At 32.5% G+C, this 19,935-nt stretch carries 16 protein-coding genes and 1 riboswitch; of the genes, 2 read left to right on the forward strand and 14 right to left on the reverse strand.

Going from position 1 to position 19,935, the window contains the following annotated elements:
* Positions 1–142: 142 nt before the first annotated feature.
* Positions 143–1,450, reverse strand: coding sequence for a Na+/H+ antiporter NhaC family protein (locus tag B3630_RS12710; protein ID WP_346898712.1), 1,308 nt, complete (start codon positions 1,448–1,450; stop codon positions 143–145).
* A gap of 126 nt (positions 1,451–1,576) precedes the next feature.
* Positions 1,577–1,686, reverse strand: a riboswitch (SAM riboswitch).
* Between the two features lie 213 nt (positions 1,687–1,899).
* Positions 1,900–3,318: a PLP-dependent aminotransferase family protein gene (locus B3630_RS12715; RefSeq protein ID WP_346898714.1), complete on the reverse strand. Its 1,419-nt coding sequence runs from the start codon at positions 3,316–3,318 to the stop codon at positions 1,900–1,902.
* A gap of 163 nt (positions 3,319–3,481) precedes the next feature.
* Between B3630_RS12715 and B3630_RS12720 the strand changes: the two genes are divergently transcribed.
* On the forward strand, positions 3,482–3,955 hold the full coding sequence (locus tag B3630_RS12720; protein WP_346898716.1) for a pyridoxamine 5'-phosphate oxidase family protein: 474 nt from the start codon (positions 3,482–3,484) through the stop codon (positions 3,953–3,955).
* Positions 3,956–3,975: 20 nt separating this feature from the next.
* Here B3630_RS12720 and B3630_RS12725 read toward each other — a convergent pair whose 3' ends face one another.
* The 9 genes from B3630_RS12725 to B3630_RS12765 form a co-directional block, all read right to left on the reverse strand.
* Positions 3,976–4,833, reverse strand: a complete 858-nt coding sequence (locus B3630_RS12725; protein ID WP_346898718.1) for an AAA family ATPase — start codon at positions 4,831–4,833, stop codon at positions 3,976–3,978.
* Positions 4,834–5,180: 347 nt separating this feature from the next.
* Complete coding sequence (locus B3630_RS12730) at positions 5,181–6,239, reverse strand: sensor histidine kinase (RefSeq protein ID WP_346898720.1); 1,059 nt, start codon at positions 6,237–6,239, stop codon at positions 5,181–5,183.
* Entirely contained in the window at positions 6,236–6,913 is a 678-nt protein-coding gene (locus B3630_RS12735; RefSeq protein ID WP_346898722.1) for a response regulator transcription factor, read from the reverse strand. The genes B3630_RS12730 and B3630_RS12735 overlap by 4 nt, the downstream gene beginning before the upstream one ends.
* An 11-nt stretch (positions 6,914–6,924) precedes the next feature.
* Entirely contained in the window at positions 6,925–8,994 is a 2,070-nt protein-coding gene (locus B3630_RS12740; RefSeq protein ID WP_346898724.1) for an ABC transporter permease, read from the reverse strand.
* Positions 8,984–9,766, reverse strand: coding sequence for an ABC transporter ATP-binding protein (locus B3630_RS12745; RefSeq protein ID WP_346898930.1), 783 nt, complete (start codon positions 9,764–9,766; stop codon positions 8,984–8,986). Before B3630_RS12745 ends, B3630_RS12740 begins: the two co-directional genes overlap by 11 nt.
* Positions 9,767–10,061: 295 nt before the next feature.
* Positions 10,062–10,919, reverse strand: coding sequence for an AraC family transcriptional regulator (locus B3630_RS12750; protein WP_346898726.1), 858 nt, complete (start codon positions 10,917–10,919; stop codon positions 10,062–10,064).
* A gap of 127 nt (positions 10,920–11,046) precedes the next feature.
* Positions 11,047–12,222, reverse strand: a complete 1,176-nt coding sequence (locus B3630_RS12755; RefSeq protein ID WP_346898728.1) for a sodium/glutamate symporter — start codon at positions 12,220–12,222, stop codon at positions 11,047–11,049.
* Positions 12,223–12,419: 197 nt separating this feature from the next.
* Positions 12,420–12,650 carry a GyrI-like domain-containing protein gene (locus tag B3630_RS12760; protein ID WP_346898730.1) on the reverse strand — a complete coding sequence of 77 codons (231 nt, stop codon included), beginning with the start codon at positions 12,648–12,650 and terminating at the stop codon, positions 12,420–12,422.
* 71 nt (positions 12,651–12,721) lie between these two features.
* Positions 12,722–13,222, reverse strand: coding sequence for an AraC family transcriptional regulator (locus B3630_RS12765; protein WP_346898732.1), 501 nt, complete (start codon positions 13,220–13,222; stop codon positions 12,722–12,724).
* Positions 13,223–13,798: 576 nt separating this feature from the next.
* On the opposite strand from B3630_RS12765, the gene B3630_RS12770 reads away from it, so the two are divergent.
* Complete coding sequence (locus tag B3630_RS12770) at positions 13,799–14,437, forward strand: CPBP family intramembrane glutamic endopeptidase (RefSeq protein ID WP_346898734.1); 639 nt, start codon at positions 13,799–13,801, stop codon at positions 14,435–14,437.
* A gap of 278 nt (positions 14,438–14,715) precedes the next feature.
* Here B3630_RS12770 and B3630_RS12775 read toward each other — a convergent pair whose 3' ends face one another.
* From B3630_RS12775 to B3630_RS12785, 3 genes are all read right to left on the reverse strand, one after another.
* Complete coding sequence (locus tag B3630_RS12775) at positions 14,716–15,840, reverse strand: radical SAM protein (protein WP_346898736.1); 1,125 nt, start codon at positions 15,838–15,840, stop codon at positions 14,716–14,718.
* A gap of 239 nt (positions 15,841–16,079) precedes the next feature.
* Positions 16,080–17,864 carry an ABC transporter ATP-binding protein gene (locus tag B3630_RS12780; RefSeq protein WP_346898738.1) on the reverse strand — a complete coding sequence of 595 codons (1,785 nt, stop codon included), beginning with the start codon at positions 17,862–17,864 and terminating at the stop codon, positions 16,080–16,082.
* A complete protein-coding gene (locus B3630_RS12785) occupies positions 17,854–19,659 on the reverse strand; it encodes an ABC transporter ATP-binding protein (protein ID WP_346898740.1) in 1,806 nt (601 codons plus the stop codon). The genes B3630_RS12780 and B3630_RS12785 overlap by 11 nt, the downstream gene beginning before the upstream one ends.
* Between the last annotated feature and the right edge of the window lie 276 nt (positions 19,660–19,935).

Consider the following 19,935-nt stretch of genomic DNA (forward strand, 5'->3'; position numbering starts at 1 on the left):
AATCTGTTATATATGTACATAACAGCTCTTTGCTCCCACTTTGAAGAAACGGGAGTATTAGAGCAGGTAGTTAACGGATAAAATTAACAAAAAGCTTTCAAACCCGCATGAACATAAAAGCTAGTTCACTAGTTTTATAGTTTTATAGTTTCTGTTTAATTTTTAGTTTTAAATAAGGTATAAATACAATTGCTATAAGAGCACTTATTCCCATTAAATACGGATAATAAAGATATCTCATTATAATAAATGGTGATAATTTAGCTAATGCTGATGCTGATAAAAGTTGTGCACCATAAGGAATAATTCCTTGTGACACACAAGAAAACATATCTAATATACCCGCTACTCTTTTAGGTTCAATATCATATTTATTGGATATATCTTTAGCTATAGGTCCTACAGTAACTATAGCTATCGTGTTATTAGCTGTACATATATCAACTAAACTAACTAATGCGGCAATTCCAAATTCTGCTCCTATTTTACTCTTAACTCTTTTTGTAATAAATCCTAGTATAAAGTCAATTCCTCCATTGAATTTTATAATTTCAACCATTCCTCCAATTATGATTGAAATTATTACAAGCTCAGACATTCCCCCAATTCCTTTGCCTATAGCCTGTAATAGACCTATTATATCAAAGGCTCCAGTAAATATTCCTATGCTCCCTGCAAATAAGATTCCACCAACTAGCACCAATAACACATTAACCCCTAAAAGTGCCGCAAGTAATACTCCTACATAAGGTAAAACTTTAACTAAACTATATGAATAATCCGCTACTACTTTAGATTCTTGCCCCATTGTTGTAAAAATAAATATTAACGCTGTTATTATTGCTGCTGGCAATACAACTATAAAATTCATTCTAAATTTATCTCTCATCTCACAGCCTTGAGTCCTAGTAGCTGCTATAGTTGTATCAGAAATCATAGAAAGGTTGTCTCCAAACATTGCTCCACCAACAACAGCTCCAACTACTAAAGCTACAGGTATACCGGTCTTAGCCGCAATTCCAGTAGCTATAGGAACTAATGCTACTATTGTTCCCATGGATGTACCTATAGATATTGCTATAAAACATGCAATTATAAAAATTCCAGCTACTAGTATGTTACTTGGTAAAAATGTTAGCCCTAAATTAACAGTAGATTCTACAGCTCCCATAGTTTTAGCAACCTCTGCAAAAGCCCCTGCCAATATAAATATCAGACACATTAAAATGATATTTGGTTCTCCCGCTCCCTTGCAGAATACATCCAATTTTTTATCTAGTGATACTTTTCTATTCATAAATAATGCTACCAATGCTGCTAATAAAAATGGCACAGTTACAGGCATAGCATAAAAGTCCTTTGTAACTAATGATATCCCCATAAAAACTGCTATAAAAATAAATAATGGTAACAAAGCAATAACACTGCCCTTTTTCAAGTTATCTTTCATTTTTTCCTCCTTAGTTAATTAATGTTTTAATTTTTTTGTATAAGATTTAGTGATCTTAGGCATCCGTAAATAAAAAAAACTTCTTGCCTTACCTAAAAGATAATGCAAGAAGTTATGTTCTTCCAATTCTTATCTTCCAGGTTAATCCTGCTGGATTTAGCACCATAAAGTTTAAAATAACTACCTTTGGTTGCCGGGCTTCATAGGGCCAGTCCCTCTGCCTCTCTTGATAAGATACTATATTATATTTTTAAATTCTTTATAAGAATAGCATTGGTTTATTACTATGTCAATATAATTTATCAAAAGCATTTTAATTCATACTTTATCAAATAAATGCTTTTTTGCTTTTTCTCTTTATTTATGTATAACATCCTCTTCTTGTTATATCCTTAATATACCTTTATTTTATCTAGTATATCTTCGAAAATTTCACCCTTCAATCTTCATTAGGGTAATGCATTGAACCATGCAGATTGTAGCAATGTAATACCTTCTCGTATCTGTTGTTCATTCAGTAAGCTATATCCGACAAATAAAATATTTCGTGGACAATCATTCCTATTATTCCAAAATGGAATCATAGAATATACTTTGACTCCAACTTTTTCGGCCTGTTTAATAAGCCAATCTTGATCTTCACCACCTGGAAACTCCAAAATGAAATGCACCCCTGCTCCACGACCATGTAATATTACTTTTCTTCCAAACATTTTAATAGCTTCCTGTACAAATATATCATGACGCTTTTTGTAGGTAATGCACATTTTTCGAATATGACGTTCATAATTTCCCTCTCTCATATATTCGGCTAAAACACGTTGCGTCAACCATGATACTGGAGAACTATGGGAATGGAATAAACTATGATACCTATTTAGGAGGCGTATTGGCAATACCATATAGTTCACTCTCAGAGAAGGAGAAAGAGACTTTGAAAAAGTTCCGATATAAACAGTACGGTCTTCTGTATCTAAAGAATGGAGTGATGGCACTGGATTAGCATCATATCTAAGTTCACTATCATAATCATCCTCAATGATATAACCATCCTTATCATTTGCCCAATTAAGGAGCTCCTTACGCTGAGAAATTGGCATCACAGTTCCATAAGGAAATTGATGGGAAGGTGTTACATAAGTAGCACATGCATCAGAACCATGAACTGATGAGAGAATAAGTCCATCTTTACTAGCTGGGATTGCATGCACATTATACTTGTTATTGATAAACACATCCTTTGCTCCATTATATCCCGGTTCCTCCATTGCAATTGTGTTATTTGCTTTACGCAGAAGAGTACACAAAATATTTAAGGAATATTGTAGCCCACATCCGATGATAATTTGTTCTTTATTACAAACCATACCTCTTGATTTGTACAAATGTTTTCCGATTTCTTCTCTTAATAACAGATCACCCTGCTTATCTGGATACTGATTAACTAATTCTTTTTGCGATGATAAGAGAATTTGAGAGGTATATTTTCGCCATAACTTGAAAGGAAATTGCTCATAAGGAAGCGTGCCGTACTGAAAATCATATAGAATTTCAAGTTTCTTCAATTCTGATTTTTTGATAGATAAGTCATTTATAACCTTTGTCACATAATCCCTCTCCGTAAATTCACTTGAAGTATCCAGAACAAAAAAACCTGATCCATGTTTTGCTTGAATATATCCCTCCACAGCCAGCTGGTTATAAGCTTGACTTACTGTATTGCGTGCAATACCTAATGTTTTTGCTAGTGTGCGAATACCTGGAAGCCGTTCCCCATGTGCAATATTTCCTTGTTCAATATCTTCTTTGACCTGATTATAGATTTGAAGATACATTGGATCATTTGAGTTTTCTTGAATATATATCATATAATTATAACCATCCTTATATTAAAGTGTATCCTATATTATATCATCTAAGTGTATCTTTTAATGGGTTCACTTACATGATACAATATGTTTAATTCTATATCAAGTACATATATATCTTGAATAGAAATCAAATTTACATGATTAGGGGGATAATTAAGTTATGCAATATAGAATGAAGAAGTTCCAATTAACGTTGGAGCAGATTGATGAGCTCCTTCATCGAGCAGATACCGGACGATTCGCTACTATCAATGAAAATGGTTATCCATATGTGGTTGCTATGCACTTTATTTATTACAATAACAAAATTTATATTCATGGCCTACCAAAGGGACAAAAAATCGACAATATAAACCGAAACCCCAAAATATGCTTTGAGGTTGATGAATTGTTTGGTCTCTTGACTGACAATATCGAGAATGCTTGTGACACTGAGGCAGAGTACAATAGTGTTGTGATTATTGGAAATGCTTCACTGCTTGAAGACTTGGATTATAAACATGAAGTGCTAAATAGGCTGGTAGAAAAGTACACTCCTCAATTTGCTGGAAAAGAGCTTCCTGATAAAATGATTAAGGGTACTGCAGTAATTGAGATTGAGATTGTAGAGTGTACAGGAAAATATCATAAATAAGGCAAATAGAATACTCAGCATCATCTAAACTCATTTTCATATCTCTTAAAAAATTCATAATATGTACGCACATTCTCTAATTCTGTCCACTTTTTCACATCAACTGGATTTTCATCAAGATCATATATTTTTGCTCCACCCATAGCAAGCAGAAAAGGGGAATGTGTTGATATGATAAATTGACATCCTAAAAACCGTGCAGAGTCCTCGATAAATTTCATTAATTCCATCTGACGTTTTGGAGAAAGGCTGTTTTCAGGCTCATCCAATATATATAGTCCATCTTCACCAATTTTTTCAATAAAATATCGAAATGCACTTTCCCCATTTGAATACTCCCTTACATTATCCATAACTTCCTTTCTCACAAACTTTGACTGAGTTATACTTCTTGCAGTATTCACTTTTTTTAGTTGCTCATAATCTTCTATTGATTTCATTTGGAAATTAGAATATTTTGCATCTAAGTATTCTTCAAAAAGTTTTTCTCGTTTTTGGTCAATTCCTTCGTTGAGGTTTCTGATATTCAACATATAATCAAATACATCATCGCTTGTTATAATTCTGCTATTTTTAGGTATGTCATCTTCAAGATGCATCTCACACATATTGATATAGTCAGGATAGAAATTAGATTTATTATAAATAGAATCTCGATTGATTCCTGTTTTTTCTGCTATCACATTTAATGCCGTTGATTTTCCCGAACCATTTCCACCATATAAAATCGTAATTGGTTCAAAATCAATTCTTTCAAAACTATGTTTTGATAATATCTTAAATGGATAAAAGGAATCGTAGCACCTTCTTTTTTCCTCTATTATAAAATCAAATTCCATATCATCATTGGGAAATGTGAACACACTTAAATAAACCATCTTCATCCTCCTTACCATAACATTATAATATTTGTATTTTTTCTTTTGTCTATCTTAACCTTTAATAATCTATAAGATATTTCACTATAAAATCTTACCTCTTATTTAACTAGAAAATTAACAAAAAGCGCTCAAACCCGCATGATCAGAACAACTAGTTTACTAGTTATATAGTTATATAGTTAAATATATCCCTATTTATATATATAAATAGTTTGCTATATACCTATTTCCCTATGTAAATATTTATATAGAGAAATAGTCATATTTATCTTTTGCTTTATCATATTATAATTTTTTATAATCAACTATACACTACTATCACTATGATTTCATCCTAATTATAGTTAGATTCTTAATGAATTTTTGCTTTTTGGTGACCATTTAATTATTGGGAACAGTAATTGAATTGAAAACCCCTCCCCATACTCAGACTCAACTTCAATTTCAATCTGTAATTCATCACATAATTTTTTTACAAGGTATAGTCCTATACCAGTGGACTGGCTACGATTAGTATTATCGCCTGTAAACCCTTTGTCAAAAATAAAAGGAAGATCAGAATTTAAAACCCCAATACCATTATCAGAAATCCTTAAATAATATCCATTCTTTACATCATCAAGACCAGTTTTTAACCAAATAAAGCTGTTAACTTTTTCATTAGAGTATTTAATTGCATTAATGAATATTTGAGTAAAAATAAATTGAAGTGCTTTTTCATCTGATATAATTGGGATATCTTCCATGTTAGAAATAACCTTAACTTCTTTTTCATCCAGTAATGCCTGAAGTTCTAGCCTTACATCGTCATAGCAGAGATTTAAAGAGGTTCTTTCTAATCGATAATCAACATGGGATGCCTGTAATCTCGCATAAAATAATATCTGTTCAACATCATCACTGATATTAATTCTTGCATGTTTAAGTCTTTGATACACCAATTCTGACATTTCTTCTTTACGATTTTCCAAAACCAAAGTTGCCAAAGAAATCGGTGTCTTTATCTCATGAACCCAACTTTCGATAAATTCTTCATGATCTATAGATTGCAGCTTGATCTCAGCTAATTGGTCATTTAACATGCGTAACTTATTAGCTAGATGGTTTATCTTTTCTCTATGTAATTCACCAATGGATTTTATTAATTGATTTTCATACTCCGATGATGGCTCTCGAAGAAAATCATAGAAGGTTCTCTCTTGCTTTACCTTCATTTTCCAAGCTAACAACATACCAAGAACAATTATAGTTATAGAAAAAATAATCATAATTCCAACTAGAAGTCCAAAAGTTTCTGGATACGCTGTCCAAGCTATAAAAATAAAAAAGGCATTACTTATGCCAAGAAGTAATACCCAAGGACGTGATTCCTTTAGAATATTTAAAAAGTCTCTTAGCTTCACTCACAGCCACCTCCTATTAATTTGTAACCAACTCCTCTAACAGTCTTTATTACATTAGACAATCCAACCTCATCAAGAGTTTTGCGTAGTCTAGTCATATTCACTTGTAGTATATTCTCATCCACATAATTGCTACTTCCCCATAATAGATTAAAAAGCTCTTCCTTTTTTACTTCTGAAGGGAAAGCTTTAACTAAGGCCTTCATAATAATTCCTTCATTCTCAGATAATGAAATAGAGTTCTTACCAGCATACAACACATTTGCCTTCTCATCTAACTGAAAATCACCAGCTTCTAGCAGAACATGTATATTGGCATAGAGATGAAGTAGCTTTTCAATTCTAGCAATTAGACGTTTAGGATGGCAGGGCTTTGTTAAATAATCATCTGCACCTAACGCTAATGCATGCAGTTCGTCACGTAGCTGGTTACGTGAAGTTAGCACTAAAATTGGGCCTATTCCTCTAGCCTTTAGTGCACGACAAATATCGAATCCAGAAAGCTTTGGTAAATTTAAATCTAATAAAATTATTGAAGGAGTAGCTGAAACAATATCTTCCAACGGAGTATCAAAAGAGGAGATACACTCTACAGCATATCCCTCTTTCTCTAATATACTTTGTAACTCTGCACGTAGAAAGATGTCGTCTTCAACAATGACTATCTTTTCCACCCTTTCACCTCCTACCCAATATCTTGTAATTTCTTAATTTCTTCGTCGCTCTTTCTCTGAATCATCCATATATAGCAAAGTTCAAAAGCTATAAATACAATAAGAGCAATTGTTACCATCAAAAGTATAGTACCATTTTTTAAAGATGATGAATTTGGAATAACTAGGAATACTCTCAACATAGCCTTAATACCAAAAATAGAACTAATAAAAGCTATGGAGATAACTAAACCGAAATACCACCAAATTTGTACCCTTGCAGATGAACACAATGATTCAACACTTGCTCCTAGCATAGATACTGTGGAATATCTATGTCTTGTACTTCTTTGCTGCATAAGAAACTTCAATCCTAACACCGTGTTTGCAATGATAAGGAACATGATGCCTAAATAAAATGTGGTATAACTTCCTGCCACTATATAAAACAAACGTCTACCCATGCTAGAAAGATAGCTTTCATAGTTTAGACCTGATATACTCAGTAGCTCATCTACTTCATACATGGCTTGCATTAAACCTTTTTCCTCAACAAAATCAGAGTTTAGAACCATATTATAAAAGTATGACTCTTGGTCTTTGGAGATTTCAACTAAAGCATTATACATATCATCTGATACAATCAATGCATATGAAAGAGTAATAGCTCTATCTGCAACAATATTGCTTGTATATAGTGTTGATACCAAATTGTATTGTTTTTCGTCTATACTAACCGTTGGATTAGACTGCAGCACCTTCCTTAATATTTGATGAGAACGTGAAAATTCTTCACTAGAATACATTGCTACTTCATTATTTCCTAGTATAATAGGATCTTTACCCGTAGATTTAAGTAATGTATTATAACTAGAAAGAGAAATTAAATATGGTCTATCCTGATAAGATAAATTCCTCAATAAATTTTCTTTTTCCTCCGAATCTTTTTCTTTAGATATAGATTTTTCAAGTCCTTCCCAAGGAAAAGTATGTGTGGCTACATCTTCAGAGGTTTCTTCATGGGAAGATTGAAAAAAGCCAAGTTTCATAGCATAATAGTCTTTTACGTAAGGCTTCAGTTTTTCTGAGGTCAGTGCAGAAACAATTTCTTTTTCCTGACCATTGAAAGTGAAATCTACAGTTCTTGCAGATGTTGCACTTCTATTTAACGTTGTGGAAATACCAAAAGAAAAACAAACCATAGCCATAAGAATTAGCAGTGATGATATAGCAAGTGAACTCCATTGATGTAGAACATTCTCCTGAAGTTGTCTTCCCGTAAATATAAATAATCCAGTAGACGAGCTACTTTTTCCCTTTATCCATATTCCAATCAAACTTCCCAATCCACGAAATAGCATAAAGGTTCCACTGATTCCTATAACCATTATTAATGCAAATATCACAAAATCAAGGCTACTCAAATAAAAAATTGCTAGCACATAAGCTATGCACAACAAAACTGCTCCAAGTAGCAAACTAATCAAGCCCCATACAGGCGAAAGGCTTCTTTGGTCTTTTTCCTTCTGTTCATTAAGCAAATCCGCAGGTTCCTTCTTGCTCATTTTCAAGCTAAGGATAAACATAGCTACTAATTGAACCATAATAAAACCTAATACCGTTAATCCTAGCCCAACCCAAGATATACGAAACTTATGACCAATAATACCCATTCCTATAAGTCTAGAAGTTGCAAGACTAATTAACTCTGTTAAAAATAAAGAAACTGGAATTCCAATTAGCAAAGCCACTAAACCATTCCACAATGTTTCACTCATTACCATTGCGAATAACTTGCTTCGCCTCATCCCCATCATTAAGTAAATACCAAATTCATGACTGCGACGTTGTAATTGGTACTTATTTGCAAAATAAGCAAGGAAAAATACGAAGAACAAGGATACAGCATAAAGTACCGGTATCATTAACAGAAGCTTTGTAACAGCATCACTCTCAACGGTCTTTAGATAAATCATAACGTCTTGCTCTCCAAGGGAAAGTATCACATAAAAAGCAACAATAGAAATAACTAGTGAGGCAAAATAAACCCCATTTTCTTTTCGAGTCTTATGACTATTTTCTTTGATAAAATTAAAGAACATTGGTACTGCCTCCTCCCAACTGTGCCATAACAGTTAAGATTCGTTCATAAAAAGAGTTCTGAGTCTCCCCAGGTACTTCCTTTCGAAGCTCATGAAAAATAACACCATCTTGGATAAATAAGATTCTTGAGCAAAAGCTTGCTGCATTAGCATCATGAGTAACCATCAAAATGGTGGACTCCTCCTCTTCATTAGTGCAAGATAGCTTTTCCATCAGGATTTTTGCATTTTTTGTATCCAAAGCACCAGTTGGCTCATCTGCTAACACAATGCTTGGATTGGAAATCAATGCTCTTGCTGCTGCAACTCTCTGCTTCTGACCTCCTGACATTTGAGAAGGAAATTTATTTAATACCTCCCCAATATCAAATTGCCTAGCTAATTTTTGGAGTTGAGCCTCTTGTTTTTTAGGATTTTCCCCATGAATAGACAAAGGCAAAACAATATTTTCTCTAGAAGTTAAATTATCTAACAGCTCAAATTCTTGAAATAAATATCCTATATCGTTCCCTCTATATTTTGCTAACTGGGCTCCTCTAAATGAAGAAATATTCTCACCCTTAAGTAATATTTGACCAGAGGTTGGCTTAAGCATAGTTGCAATGCAATTAAGCAACGTGGTCTTACCTGACCCACTTGCACCCATGATTCCAAGAAACTCTCCTGGAAGAACATCAAAGGTAATACCCTTCAATGCGGCAGTTTCACTTTGCCCCTCACCATATATCTTATGCACTTCCTGAACTTGAAGCAACTTATCTGAAATTCTCATATCATATCCTCCTTTACTACCACTATAAATACCGTACAATAAAAACTTATCAATTAACACTTACATTTGTTGTAAGGTTTGTAATGAGATGAGTATCTCCTCTTTATAGTTATATTTTACTTCTGTAAGCTTTTAGTGTCCACAATTAGATACTAACACCAGTCTCTATAGGTTAATATTTTTCATTAATAAACCTCTGTTATTAAAATAATACGTAAAAAGAAAGCACCAAGATTTTATTATCTTAGTGCCTTTAAAAAAGTTTTTGTATCCAGTATTTCCTTAATTGATTTAATTATTTTTTCTTAACAGGAATCCAAATTTCACTGTAATAATTTTCATCCTGATTACCCTTTGGATAATCAGCTATATTTGTATACATTTCAATGTTATAACCAGCTGCAATTTCATAATCTTTACAGTTAGGTAGCCATTCTGAGAATATTTTTTGGTTTACATCTTGCAATGATTTTGGCATTGCACCCTTGCAAGCAAAAATAGCCCAAGTGTGTTTAGGAATAATCTTTGTAATAAAACCCTCTGGAGTTAATGTGGATGGAGTATAATTATCGGCAATCAAATATTCAAATTCATCTGAACCCATACTCTCATCAATGCATACACCGTACATTCCGCACACAACTTTACCCTTTCCTGTTTGATAATGCTCTGTCCAAAACTGTGGAATTTCTCTAGTTGCACTATCATATTTAAATACCTTTGATACTCCCATAACTGTAAATGAATCTTTTTCAACAATTTTGTAATCCATAATATAACCGCCTTCCAATGAAAATTTGATTTTTAAGGTCCCAAAAGATTTAATCATTGCTCCGTCTTTTCGAACTGCAGTAGGTGTGACACCATGGAAACGAGTGAAGGCTTTTGTGAAACTATCTGGTGAGTTATAGCCATATTTCACTGCAATATCAATAATTTTCTCATCAGTAGATACAAGCTCACTGCCGGCAAGAGTAAGCCTACGTTGTCTAATATACTCTCCAACCGTAAAACCACAAAGCATTGCAAATCCTTTTTGGAAATAAAAAGGTGACACCAAAGCCTGTGTTGCAATTTTCTCCATTGTAAGTTCTTCGGTAATATTTTCCTCGATGTAACTAATAGCTTCACCAATACATTCAATCCATCCCATACTCATCACTCCTGTCTACATTTATATCATATTGCTTTTCAAGCAGTTATTCCCGACTTTTTTTGTTATGTTTTGTCTGGAAGATTAATTTTTAAAGCTATGCCAATACCATTACGCCGTAGATAGATTATGTTAAATTGATTAGATAAAGGGAATATATATTATGCAAATATTCTTTATCTCTAAATAGTTCATAAGTTGAACCAGATCCATAAGTCCATCCAACGTTTCCTGCTGCCATAACAGCTGCACCGTAGTTTTTTCCAAACATTCTGTAAGAAACAAAAATTGCAAATTCAGCAACTAGTAGACCTTGTGCTAATAATATAACTCCTATTTTACCTGCAACTGGAATTAATGCAATAATATCGATACTCATAAGTACTAATACTAAGTACAATTCCAAAAACATGTGCTCAATTGCATCTATTTCTGCAGTATAAAACTCAATATTAAGAGCTTCCATCACATTACGTCCAATAGCACCTGCGAAAATACAGCCTATGAATTTAGGCATTTCTCTACATGGAATGTTATCAAGTAACGCATATATTGGCATTCCTAAACCAGCAAGTAACAATATTAATGCAAATGCAGAAATCAATCTATTTGCATTTAATTCTACAACTTCTCCTTTTCCTTCGCCTTCTGGTCTATCATTTGGATCTGGCTTTAACTTATTGCGGTTTATTAAGAAATCTCTAACTGGACCACCAATTAAAGAACCCATAACGTTTCCAATAGTTGCAGCTGCAACACCGATTGTAACTGCACTAGCAACCCCTGCCGCCTCAAAGGTTATACCAAACGCAGACGCTGTTCCAACACCACCACTCATTGCTGAAGAAGAACATTGTAGAGCAAGTAGTGGATGTAACCCTATTGCCTTTCCTATAAGAAGTCCTAGTATGTTCTGAAGTGTGATTATAAGACAAGCTGCAATTGCAATTTTACCACATAATTTCCATCCTGCTTTTTTCAGCATTTTTGTACTGAAACCAAAACCTACACACAAGAAAAATATGTTCTGACATAAATCTTGAATAAGTGCTTTATCAAAGCTCAATCCAATAATACTAGCCCCTTTAATGATTGATATTACAATTGACAATAGTAATCCTGACACAACTGGTGCTGGTATAGCATACTTTTTCAGAAACTTAAATTTTCTAACCATCGCTCTACCCATGAAGATTACGAAAGTAGCAACTAAAAGAGAGGTTAAATACTCAATTTTAAAGGTTGCTACAGCTCCATCAGCTAGCAGGGTATATTTTCCAAAATACTCTAAAAATTTTTCCATAAAGTAATTCCTCCAATTTTAACAATATCAATTGCTTTATACAGTTAGAAAATGACTAGTATATTTCCAATTGCAAAATATTTTGATAATTGAACTATATCATAATGATTTATTCATTTAAAAACCTTAAAACTCTAGTATTGTGATTTTAGTGAAAACTACCCTCTTGATAGCAAAGGGGATAGTGCTATAAAAATCTATTTTATTGGAATATAAACATCTACCTCAAAACCATTTTCAGTAAATCTTTCATCATACCACTCAAAATCTGGTGCTGCTTCACTATCAGATGGAGAAACTGAATCTGGCGAGGATATACCAAGCTGAGTATACACTGACTGTGGTAGCCAAATAGTAAAAAAATAACTCCACGCCTGTCCTAATCTACGTCCTATATCTTTTTTACTTTCTCCTCTAGCAGCAAACACTGCATATTTTCACCTAAAGTTGTACTTTGGTTAATTTGATTAGGTATATTATCTCCAACTTCTTCATTAAATTATCTACTCCAAAGCTCCTTTATCCCCATTGAAAATTCACTGTCGTCACAAGAAGTTCTAAGTTCTATTCCTATAATCTTTATTTCTTCCATGTCTATTATTTTAGGATCCATGAAATACCCTTCTTGTAAAATTTTCAGACTCATCTGTAATATATCAATCTTTTGAAAAACAATTGCATGTTTGTTATTTTTCCTATACACACTTGGAGTCACTCCAAACATTTTAGTAAAAGCCCTGGTAAATGACTCCGGTGTTTCATATTGATATCTATAAGCTAAATCTATTATCATCCCATCTGTATTCACAAGCTCATAATCAGAAGAAACTAACCTACGATTTCTAATATACTCTTTTAAAGCTATTCCTGTCATTATGCGAAATGCATTGTGAAAATATGAAAGCGAACAAAAAGCTTTGCTTGCAACTTCATTAAGACTTATATGTTCAGTCAGGTTTATCTCTATAAAATCAATACTCTTTTTAATTCTCTCATACATATCTATTATCAATACCTCATACCTAGGCGCCTGTAATTATAATATCATGCATTAAATAATAAAACTTGATATTTTGTCCTATTATTATAAGAATAAAAATATTTCATCACAGTAAAAAAGACTTATAAAAGTTAGATTTAACTTTAACAAACCTTTATATATTATTAACCTAATACCAATTGATCTCAAGCTTTGTACACAATAGTTGCTCTTATATTTTTCGTCTTTTTTCCTATAAATTCTATGAGTGAACATAAAACACACTTCAATATTTACTTAAGGTCCTCTAAAACCTTTGATTTCAGCCTATTTCTTTACTATCTTACTACCGTCTCCACATGCCTTGAGTGTTCAAAAAAGATGACTCTTGAAACTGGTATCCCCTTGACGGCAATTTAATTGTCCTGCTATTTCCAATTCCTTTTCTTCTGTTTCTTTACTTGGTAACATGATATCATCTCTTAAAATGTAGTTACTTAAGTCACTTGACAGAAATTTAACTGATAAATATAATTAATTTGTCGATTAAATTTAATGATTAATAGTTAAATTTATAATATATTGAGGAGGAGTTTTATGGAAAAATATAAAAGTAACAAATCAGGACTTACGTTAATTTTAGGAATGATAATAATAGCAATATGTTTTCAGGTTCTTCGTATCGTACCAATTAGTTTTAAGATATTAGACCCTATAAGTGTAGTATTTAATGCTATCTTAGCTGGAGGATTTTCTTTTCTTATTTTAAGAGATGAATTTACAGAGTGGTTTAAGCACTTTAGCTTTAAATGGACAATAATAGGTATTCCATTGTTAATAATAACTTCATTAATATTTGGTATTGTATGGAAAGCCATTTCAGTTGCTCAGCCTGTTGCAAATGAAATTAATAGTGTATTAACTTGGACCTATGTTGGATCACATATTCCTTTACTTCTAATGGGTGAAGAATTATTATGTATCCCATTATTATATGGAGGATGGAAAAAGCTAGGAATGAAATTCTGGCAAGCTTCACTTTTATGTGCAGTTTTGTTTGCAGTATGGCACCTACCTTCATATGGATTTAACTTACTACAAGTTTTAATTACTATCATACCATCTAGATTAATTCTTAATTATCTATTTAAGAAAACTGATTCAATTTGGGTAACTTGGATTGTTCATATTGCATTTGACATTTTTTCTTTCCTTCCAGTATTACTTCTTAAATAAAAAAGATGCATTATGTGTCTTTTTTGTTTACATTCTACATTTTGATATAAAACTAATTAAAAGTCATGAACCACATCTAAGTGCAATTCATGACTTCATCTATCCTATCTCCACAATCTTACCTACATCTAATTTGTCAACTCTTCACACAAAATAAACTCGTCCATTCTAATCCTATGATACTTTTCCAATCCATAAGCCATCACCAGTAATAAAAATAAGAATTTTCATGACTAAAAGTCACTCATATAAGTTCGAAAACAAAATGACAAGATTCTTTAGAAAAACAGCTCTCCTGCTTTATAGCCCTCAGGCAGTTCTTCTTCAGTTAAAAACTTAAAGTTGTCATCTTTAAGTATTGGTAAAAATACTTCGTATGGTATCCTTGAAAACTCACAGCCATAGCTACTAGCTCCGAACCACTTACCTTCTTTGCTACTCAAATTTAAGTTTCTCGCAAATTTTGTATGATTTGAGCAATCATGAACTGCTAAATCCCAGTTTTCCTCCTCAGCTATTTTCATGAATTTAAGAGTTAATTCTCTGCTCCAAGTTGGAGAAATATAGCCATGTCTAGAAATATACATATTTTCGCCTTCATAATTGTGTATGTTATTCTCATTTAAATGTAGCTCTGCACAATTTATAAAATCCAAATTTGTGTTCAAAATTGTTTCTTTTTTCTCAAAAAATCCTTCAAAAAACTCAGGAGTCATTGGAGTTTCAATACCTACATTTTTAATATATTTTTTAGCAAGTCCAATATTTTTTATAACTTTATCTGCACAATTAGTTGCCCCTAGGTTGAATCTTATCTCATTAAGGCCAGCTTCTGCTAAAGCCTTCAAGGTTTCTTCCGTAGCTAAAGTTCCATTGGTGTATAAATGTTGATGAACCCCTGCCTCACTAAACTTTTTTATAACAGGATAGTACTTTTCAATTTCCATAAAAGGCTCTAAATAAACATAGCATACCCCAGTAGGTTTCTTATGGATGGAAAGAAGTAAATCTATATCCTTCTCATAAAACTTTGTACCTCCGATTTCCCACATACCTTCACCTATAGGAGGCTGATCCTCTAATTCTCCATAGTTATAGCAGAACTTACACTCTATATTACATTTGTTTGTTTTTCTAATTGCACTTAAGCCAGTTCCCATAAGACAAGAACGGCATCCCATTGCAAACTTTCTTTCATTTCCCACAAAATAAGTTCTATTCCCTAGAGTTTTTAAGTCTTTAATTTCTGACATTAACATATTATTTCTATGATCAATTGACTCCTCTATTTGTGCAAAGGTAGCATATATAATTTCCTGTTGTTTTGTCATAAGCTCCTCATCTTCTGGCAGCATGGCAAAAAACTCAAACCACATTAACGCATCTTCTTTTGAAATTTTCATTATGTATCCTCCTCTAATCTATCTTCTTAATGATTCAATCTAAATTCTCCTTATTATGCTTTTTCACGTATTCTTCTTCAAAAGTCATACTCATTCGCTTTATTATATCACTTTCATTGTATCCTTACTATGTCTTTAAAAACATATAACCTTTTGCACTTAAAAAGAACCCTGATTTCTCAAGGTTCTAACTGTATTTTCTTTGAAGCAAACTCCTTTGAATATCTATTTTCATCATATTAGTTTTCTACATACCACTTACTTTGAGAACTATACAGTTCTTGATACTTTCCTTTTACACTAATTAATTCTTTGTGAGTTCCTATTTGAACAACTTTACCTTGATCCATTACAACTACCCTATCTGCCATTTTAGTTAGAGATAAGCGATGAGTAACAATAAAAGATGTTTTTCCTTTTGATAACTCAATAAATTTCATATATAATTTAGATTCTTCTACTGGATCAATTGCAGCTGTAGGCTCATCAAGAAGAATCATATTATGTTTCTTATAAAATCCTCTTGCAATGGCTACTCTTTGCCAAAGTCCTCCTGAAAGATCCACACCATCAAAATCTCGTGAAAGCATTGTATTCATTCCCTGTGGAAATGCTTTGGATTTCACATTTAAATTAGCTTCTTTTAATGAGTTCTGAGCACATTGATTTATCACAGTGGTTGATGTATCACTTATACTGATATTATCCTGCAGTGTCATCTTGTAGCGTTGGTAGTCCTGAAAGACACTAGAAATATTACTCATCAAGGTTTTAGGATCTAATCCTCTAGTATCTTCACCGTTAAAATATACACTACCTTTATTAGGTAAATAAATCCCAGAAATCAGCTTTACTAATGTACTTTTCCCAGCACCATTTTCTCCTACAATAGCTATGACTTCCTCACTATCAAATTTTATAGATACCTTTGAAATAACATCTTTCTTACTCCCTGGATAACTAAAGGAAACATCCTTAAGCTCAATGGCTGGAGCTTTTTCATAGTTAATTTGCTTTCCTACTGGTTCTTTTATATTCATAAATTTAAGATAGTTATCCACAGTACCAATCTGCTTCATTGAGTTTCCTATTATATAGCAAATCATCTGCTCCAACATATTCATAATCATTCCAGTTGAAGCTAAAACAGCACCAAAGTTTCCTACTGAAATAGAACCGTCAAGAAGATACCTAACAAGTAATAGCAGTGTAATTACATGTCCCAATAACACAGGAATTTTAAATAACAATTCAATCCTTATTGATTTAACTTGAGTCTTCATTGTAACATTATTTAGAGTTTGCAATCTGTTCTTATATCTCTTAATAAAGAAATTGTATGCTCCAAGTAATCTTGTTTCCTTAAATTTTTCTTTGCCAATGATGCATTCCCCATAATGCTCACATTCTCTACGCAAGGGTGCAGCCTTATCTTCCAGTCTAGCATATAATTTACTTTTAAACATTTGAGAGAACATAATAGGAATGGAAAATAAAAAAATGACTACAATTAAGTTTGGTTTTAAGCTATAAAGGTATACACCGATAATTAAAAAATAAGGGATATAGGTTAGTGTAGCATCCACAATTCCTGTTATAAGTGATACACTATTTTTTACACCTTTCTGAGCCTTATTAATACCATCTAAAAAAGAAGTTTCCTCAAAACTAGCTGTTTGTTGCATAGCACATTTATCATTGAACATCTTTTCAAGTTTTCCTATCACCTTACGTTCATAGTCTAAACAAAAAACTGTACTTAGTCCATTTAATACTGGGTTTGCCAAAATACAAAGGATAAGTAATATAAGAGAACTCAATACTCCACTTAATACTGTTTTTCCAGCAACATATTGACCAACAAGGCTAAAAAAGTTGTCAAGGGCCAAGGTGTTAAGAGCAAGTGTTAAACCCAATAGTAAGTCAATGATACAAATAAATAGAAAATACATTGGACAGGCACCAATTACCTTTTGAAATGCTTGAACAATTATACTGCAGTCAGATTTTCTATTAGTTTTCATTCTCATACCACCTCCTCTGACTATTGAACATTTCAGCATAAGAACCATTGATTTTCATCAGTTCATCAAAATTACCTTGTTCACTTACAGTTCCCTCTTCAATTACATAAATAACATCTGCAAGTTTCGTTGAAGCTAATCGATGGCTAATGAGAAGTGTGGTCTTCCCATGATTAATTTTTTCAAAGTTCTCATAAAGTTGACTCTCTTTCACTGGATCTAGTGCTGCCGTTGGTTCATCCAAAATTCTTAAGGAAGCATTACTTAATAATGTTCTTGCAATGGCAACTCGTTGCCATTGTCCACCTGATAAATCAATACTCTCTTTAACAATTCTCCCAATAGAGCTATCTATACCTCTAGGTAGTTCTTGTACTAACTCCTTTAATCCACTTTCTTTAATTGCTTCTTCAAGACGTTGAGTGCTATAACTGTTTACATCTCCTAATGCTATATTATCCTTCAATGAAATCTCATATTTAGCAAAGTCCTGATATACTATAGCAAACATGGATTTTAATTCTTGTTGGCTGTACGTCTTAATTGAAATGCCATTGATAAGAATATCTCCTTCAAATTCCTCATACAATCCCGTTAGTAGTTTAGTGATTGTTGTCTTTCCGGAACCATTAGCACCAACAAAAGCATAGTGCATTCCTCTTTCAATGACAAGGTTAAGGTTTTTCAATACATCATGTTTAGTTCCTGGGTATCTAAATGTTACATTCCTAAATTCTATGCGGTACACCGTAGTCGGATTCTCTGATGGAACGCACAAGTACTCATTCTTATACTTTAATGACAATAACTTTGTAAAATCTTCTAAATACTCTTTTGATTCAGCTATAGCTTCAGTATACTCTGGTAATTGCCAAGCCAAATCTGGAATTAATGACAGAATACTATTAACAATTGAAATAAATAGTCCTATAGACAATAAACCTGTTTTTAATGGAAATACAAGAATTAAAATAATAACAGCTATCAGTAAAGAGGTTAAAGTTCCACCAATTTCAGACTCCTTTAACCATTTTAAACTGGCTTTAAACTTAATATTTCTTGCAATTTCGTATTGCTTATGCCACCAATCATTAACCTTCTTTGAGAAGTTAAAAAGAATTCTTTCTTTGGTAGCATTTCTTCCAGTTAGAATTTCTGATAGGTATCCCGCTTTTCTTATATGTTTTTCACACTCTCTATTTGCTTCATAATTTTCTTTGCCTCCCCTTATAGCAATACGAAATGTTGGTATTGCTATTAATGCAATTGCTAATGCAGCCCAGGCAACGTTAAAGAGAAGAACGCTCATAATCCCTATGATTTTTAGTATTAGACTAAATGCTCCCAACGCTTGTCCATAAGACTTAACACATTGGATCTCAGGTTGTCTAGAAACTCTAGATATTAAATCTAAGCTTGAATCATCCTCAAGATACTCATATTTTAGTGATGCAATCCTACTAATTAAAGAAACAGAAAAATTCTCCATTAAACCATTTTCAAGCTTCCTATTAAGATACTCCATCAATAAAGGAGAAAAACTCAAATACAGTATACATAAAATAATTGCCAATACTGACATTTTGATATGAGTTTCACCCAAGCCCTCTGTGAAAAACAATATTGAAGAATTGATGAAATGTGAAGTGGCTAAAAGTGAAAGTGTTGGAACTATACCACTAAAAAAACTAACAACCGCAATTGAAATAGTATAAAAGGGGCAGTAATGAACTGGAATTCCAATTATATCAAGGATCCCAAGTTTCTTTTTCGAGAACAAATTATATTTTGACATTTAATCCCCCCTAATATTATATATTTAGACCAAATTTTATAAACTATTACCATATTATATAATATAGGGTAGTCTTTTACAATAAAATTCCATGTTCATTTTGGGATTGTTATTTATAGGTTTCTTAGCACTACTTACTAAGTTTGCATATTTATATACCCCATAAAAATCCCCTCAGACTGTATTATTGAATTTTCAAAGAACATATTTAACTCAATTTGCTTACTAAAAGCAAATATTCATAAAAAATAATCACTATTCTTCATTTATTTAATA

This window comes from Clostridium sp. UBA7503 (assembly GCF_002477055.1).
Lineage (GTDB): Bacteria > Bacillota > Clostridia > Clostridiales > Clostridiaceae > Clostridium_J > Clostridium_J sulfidigenes.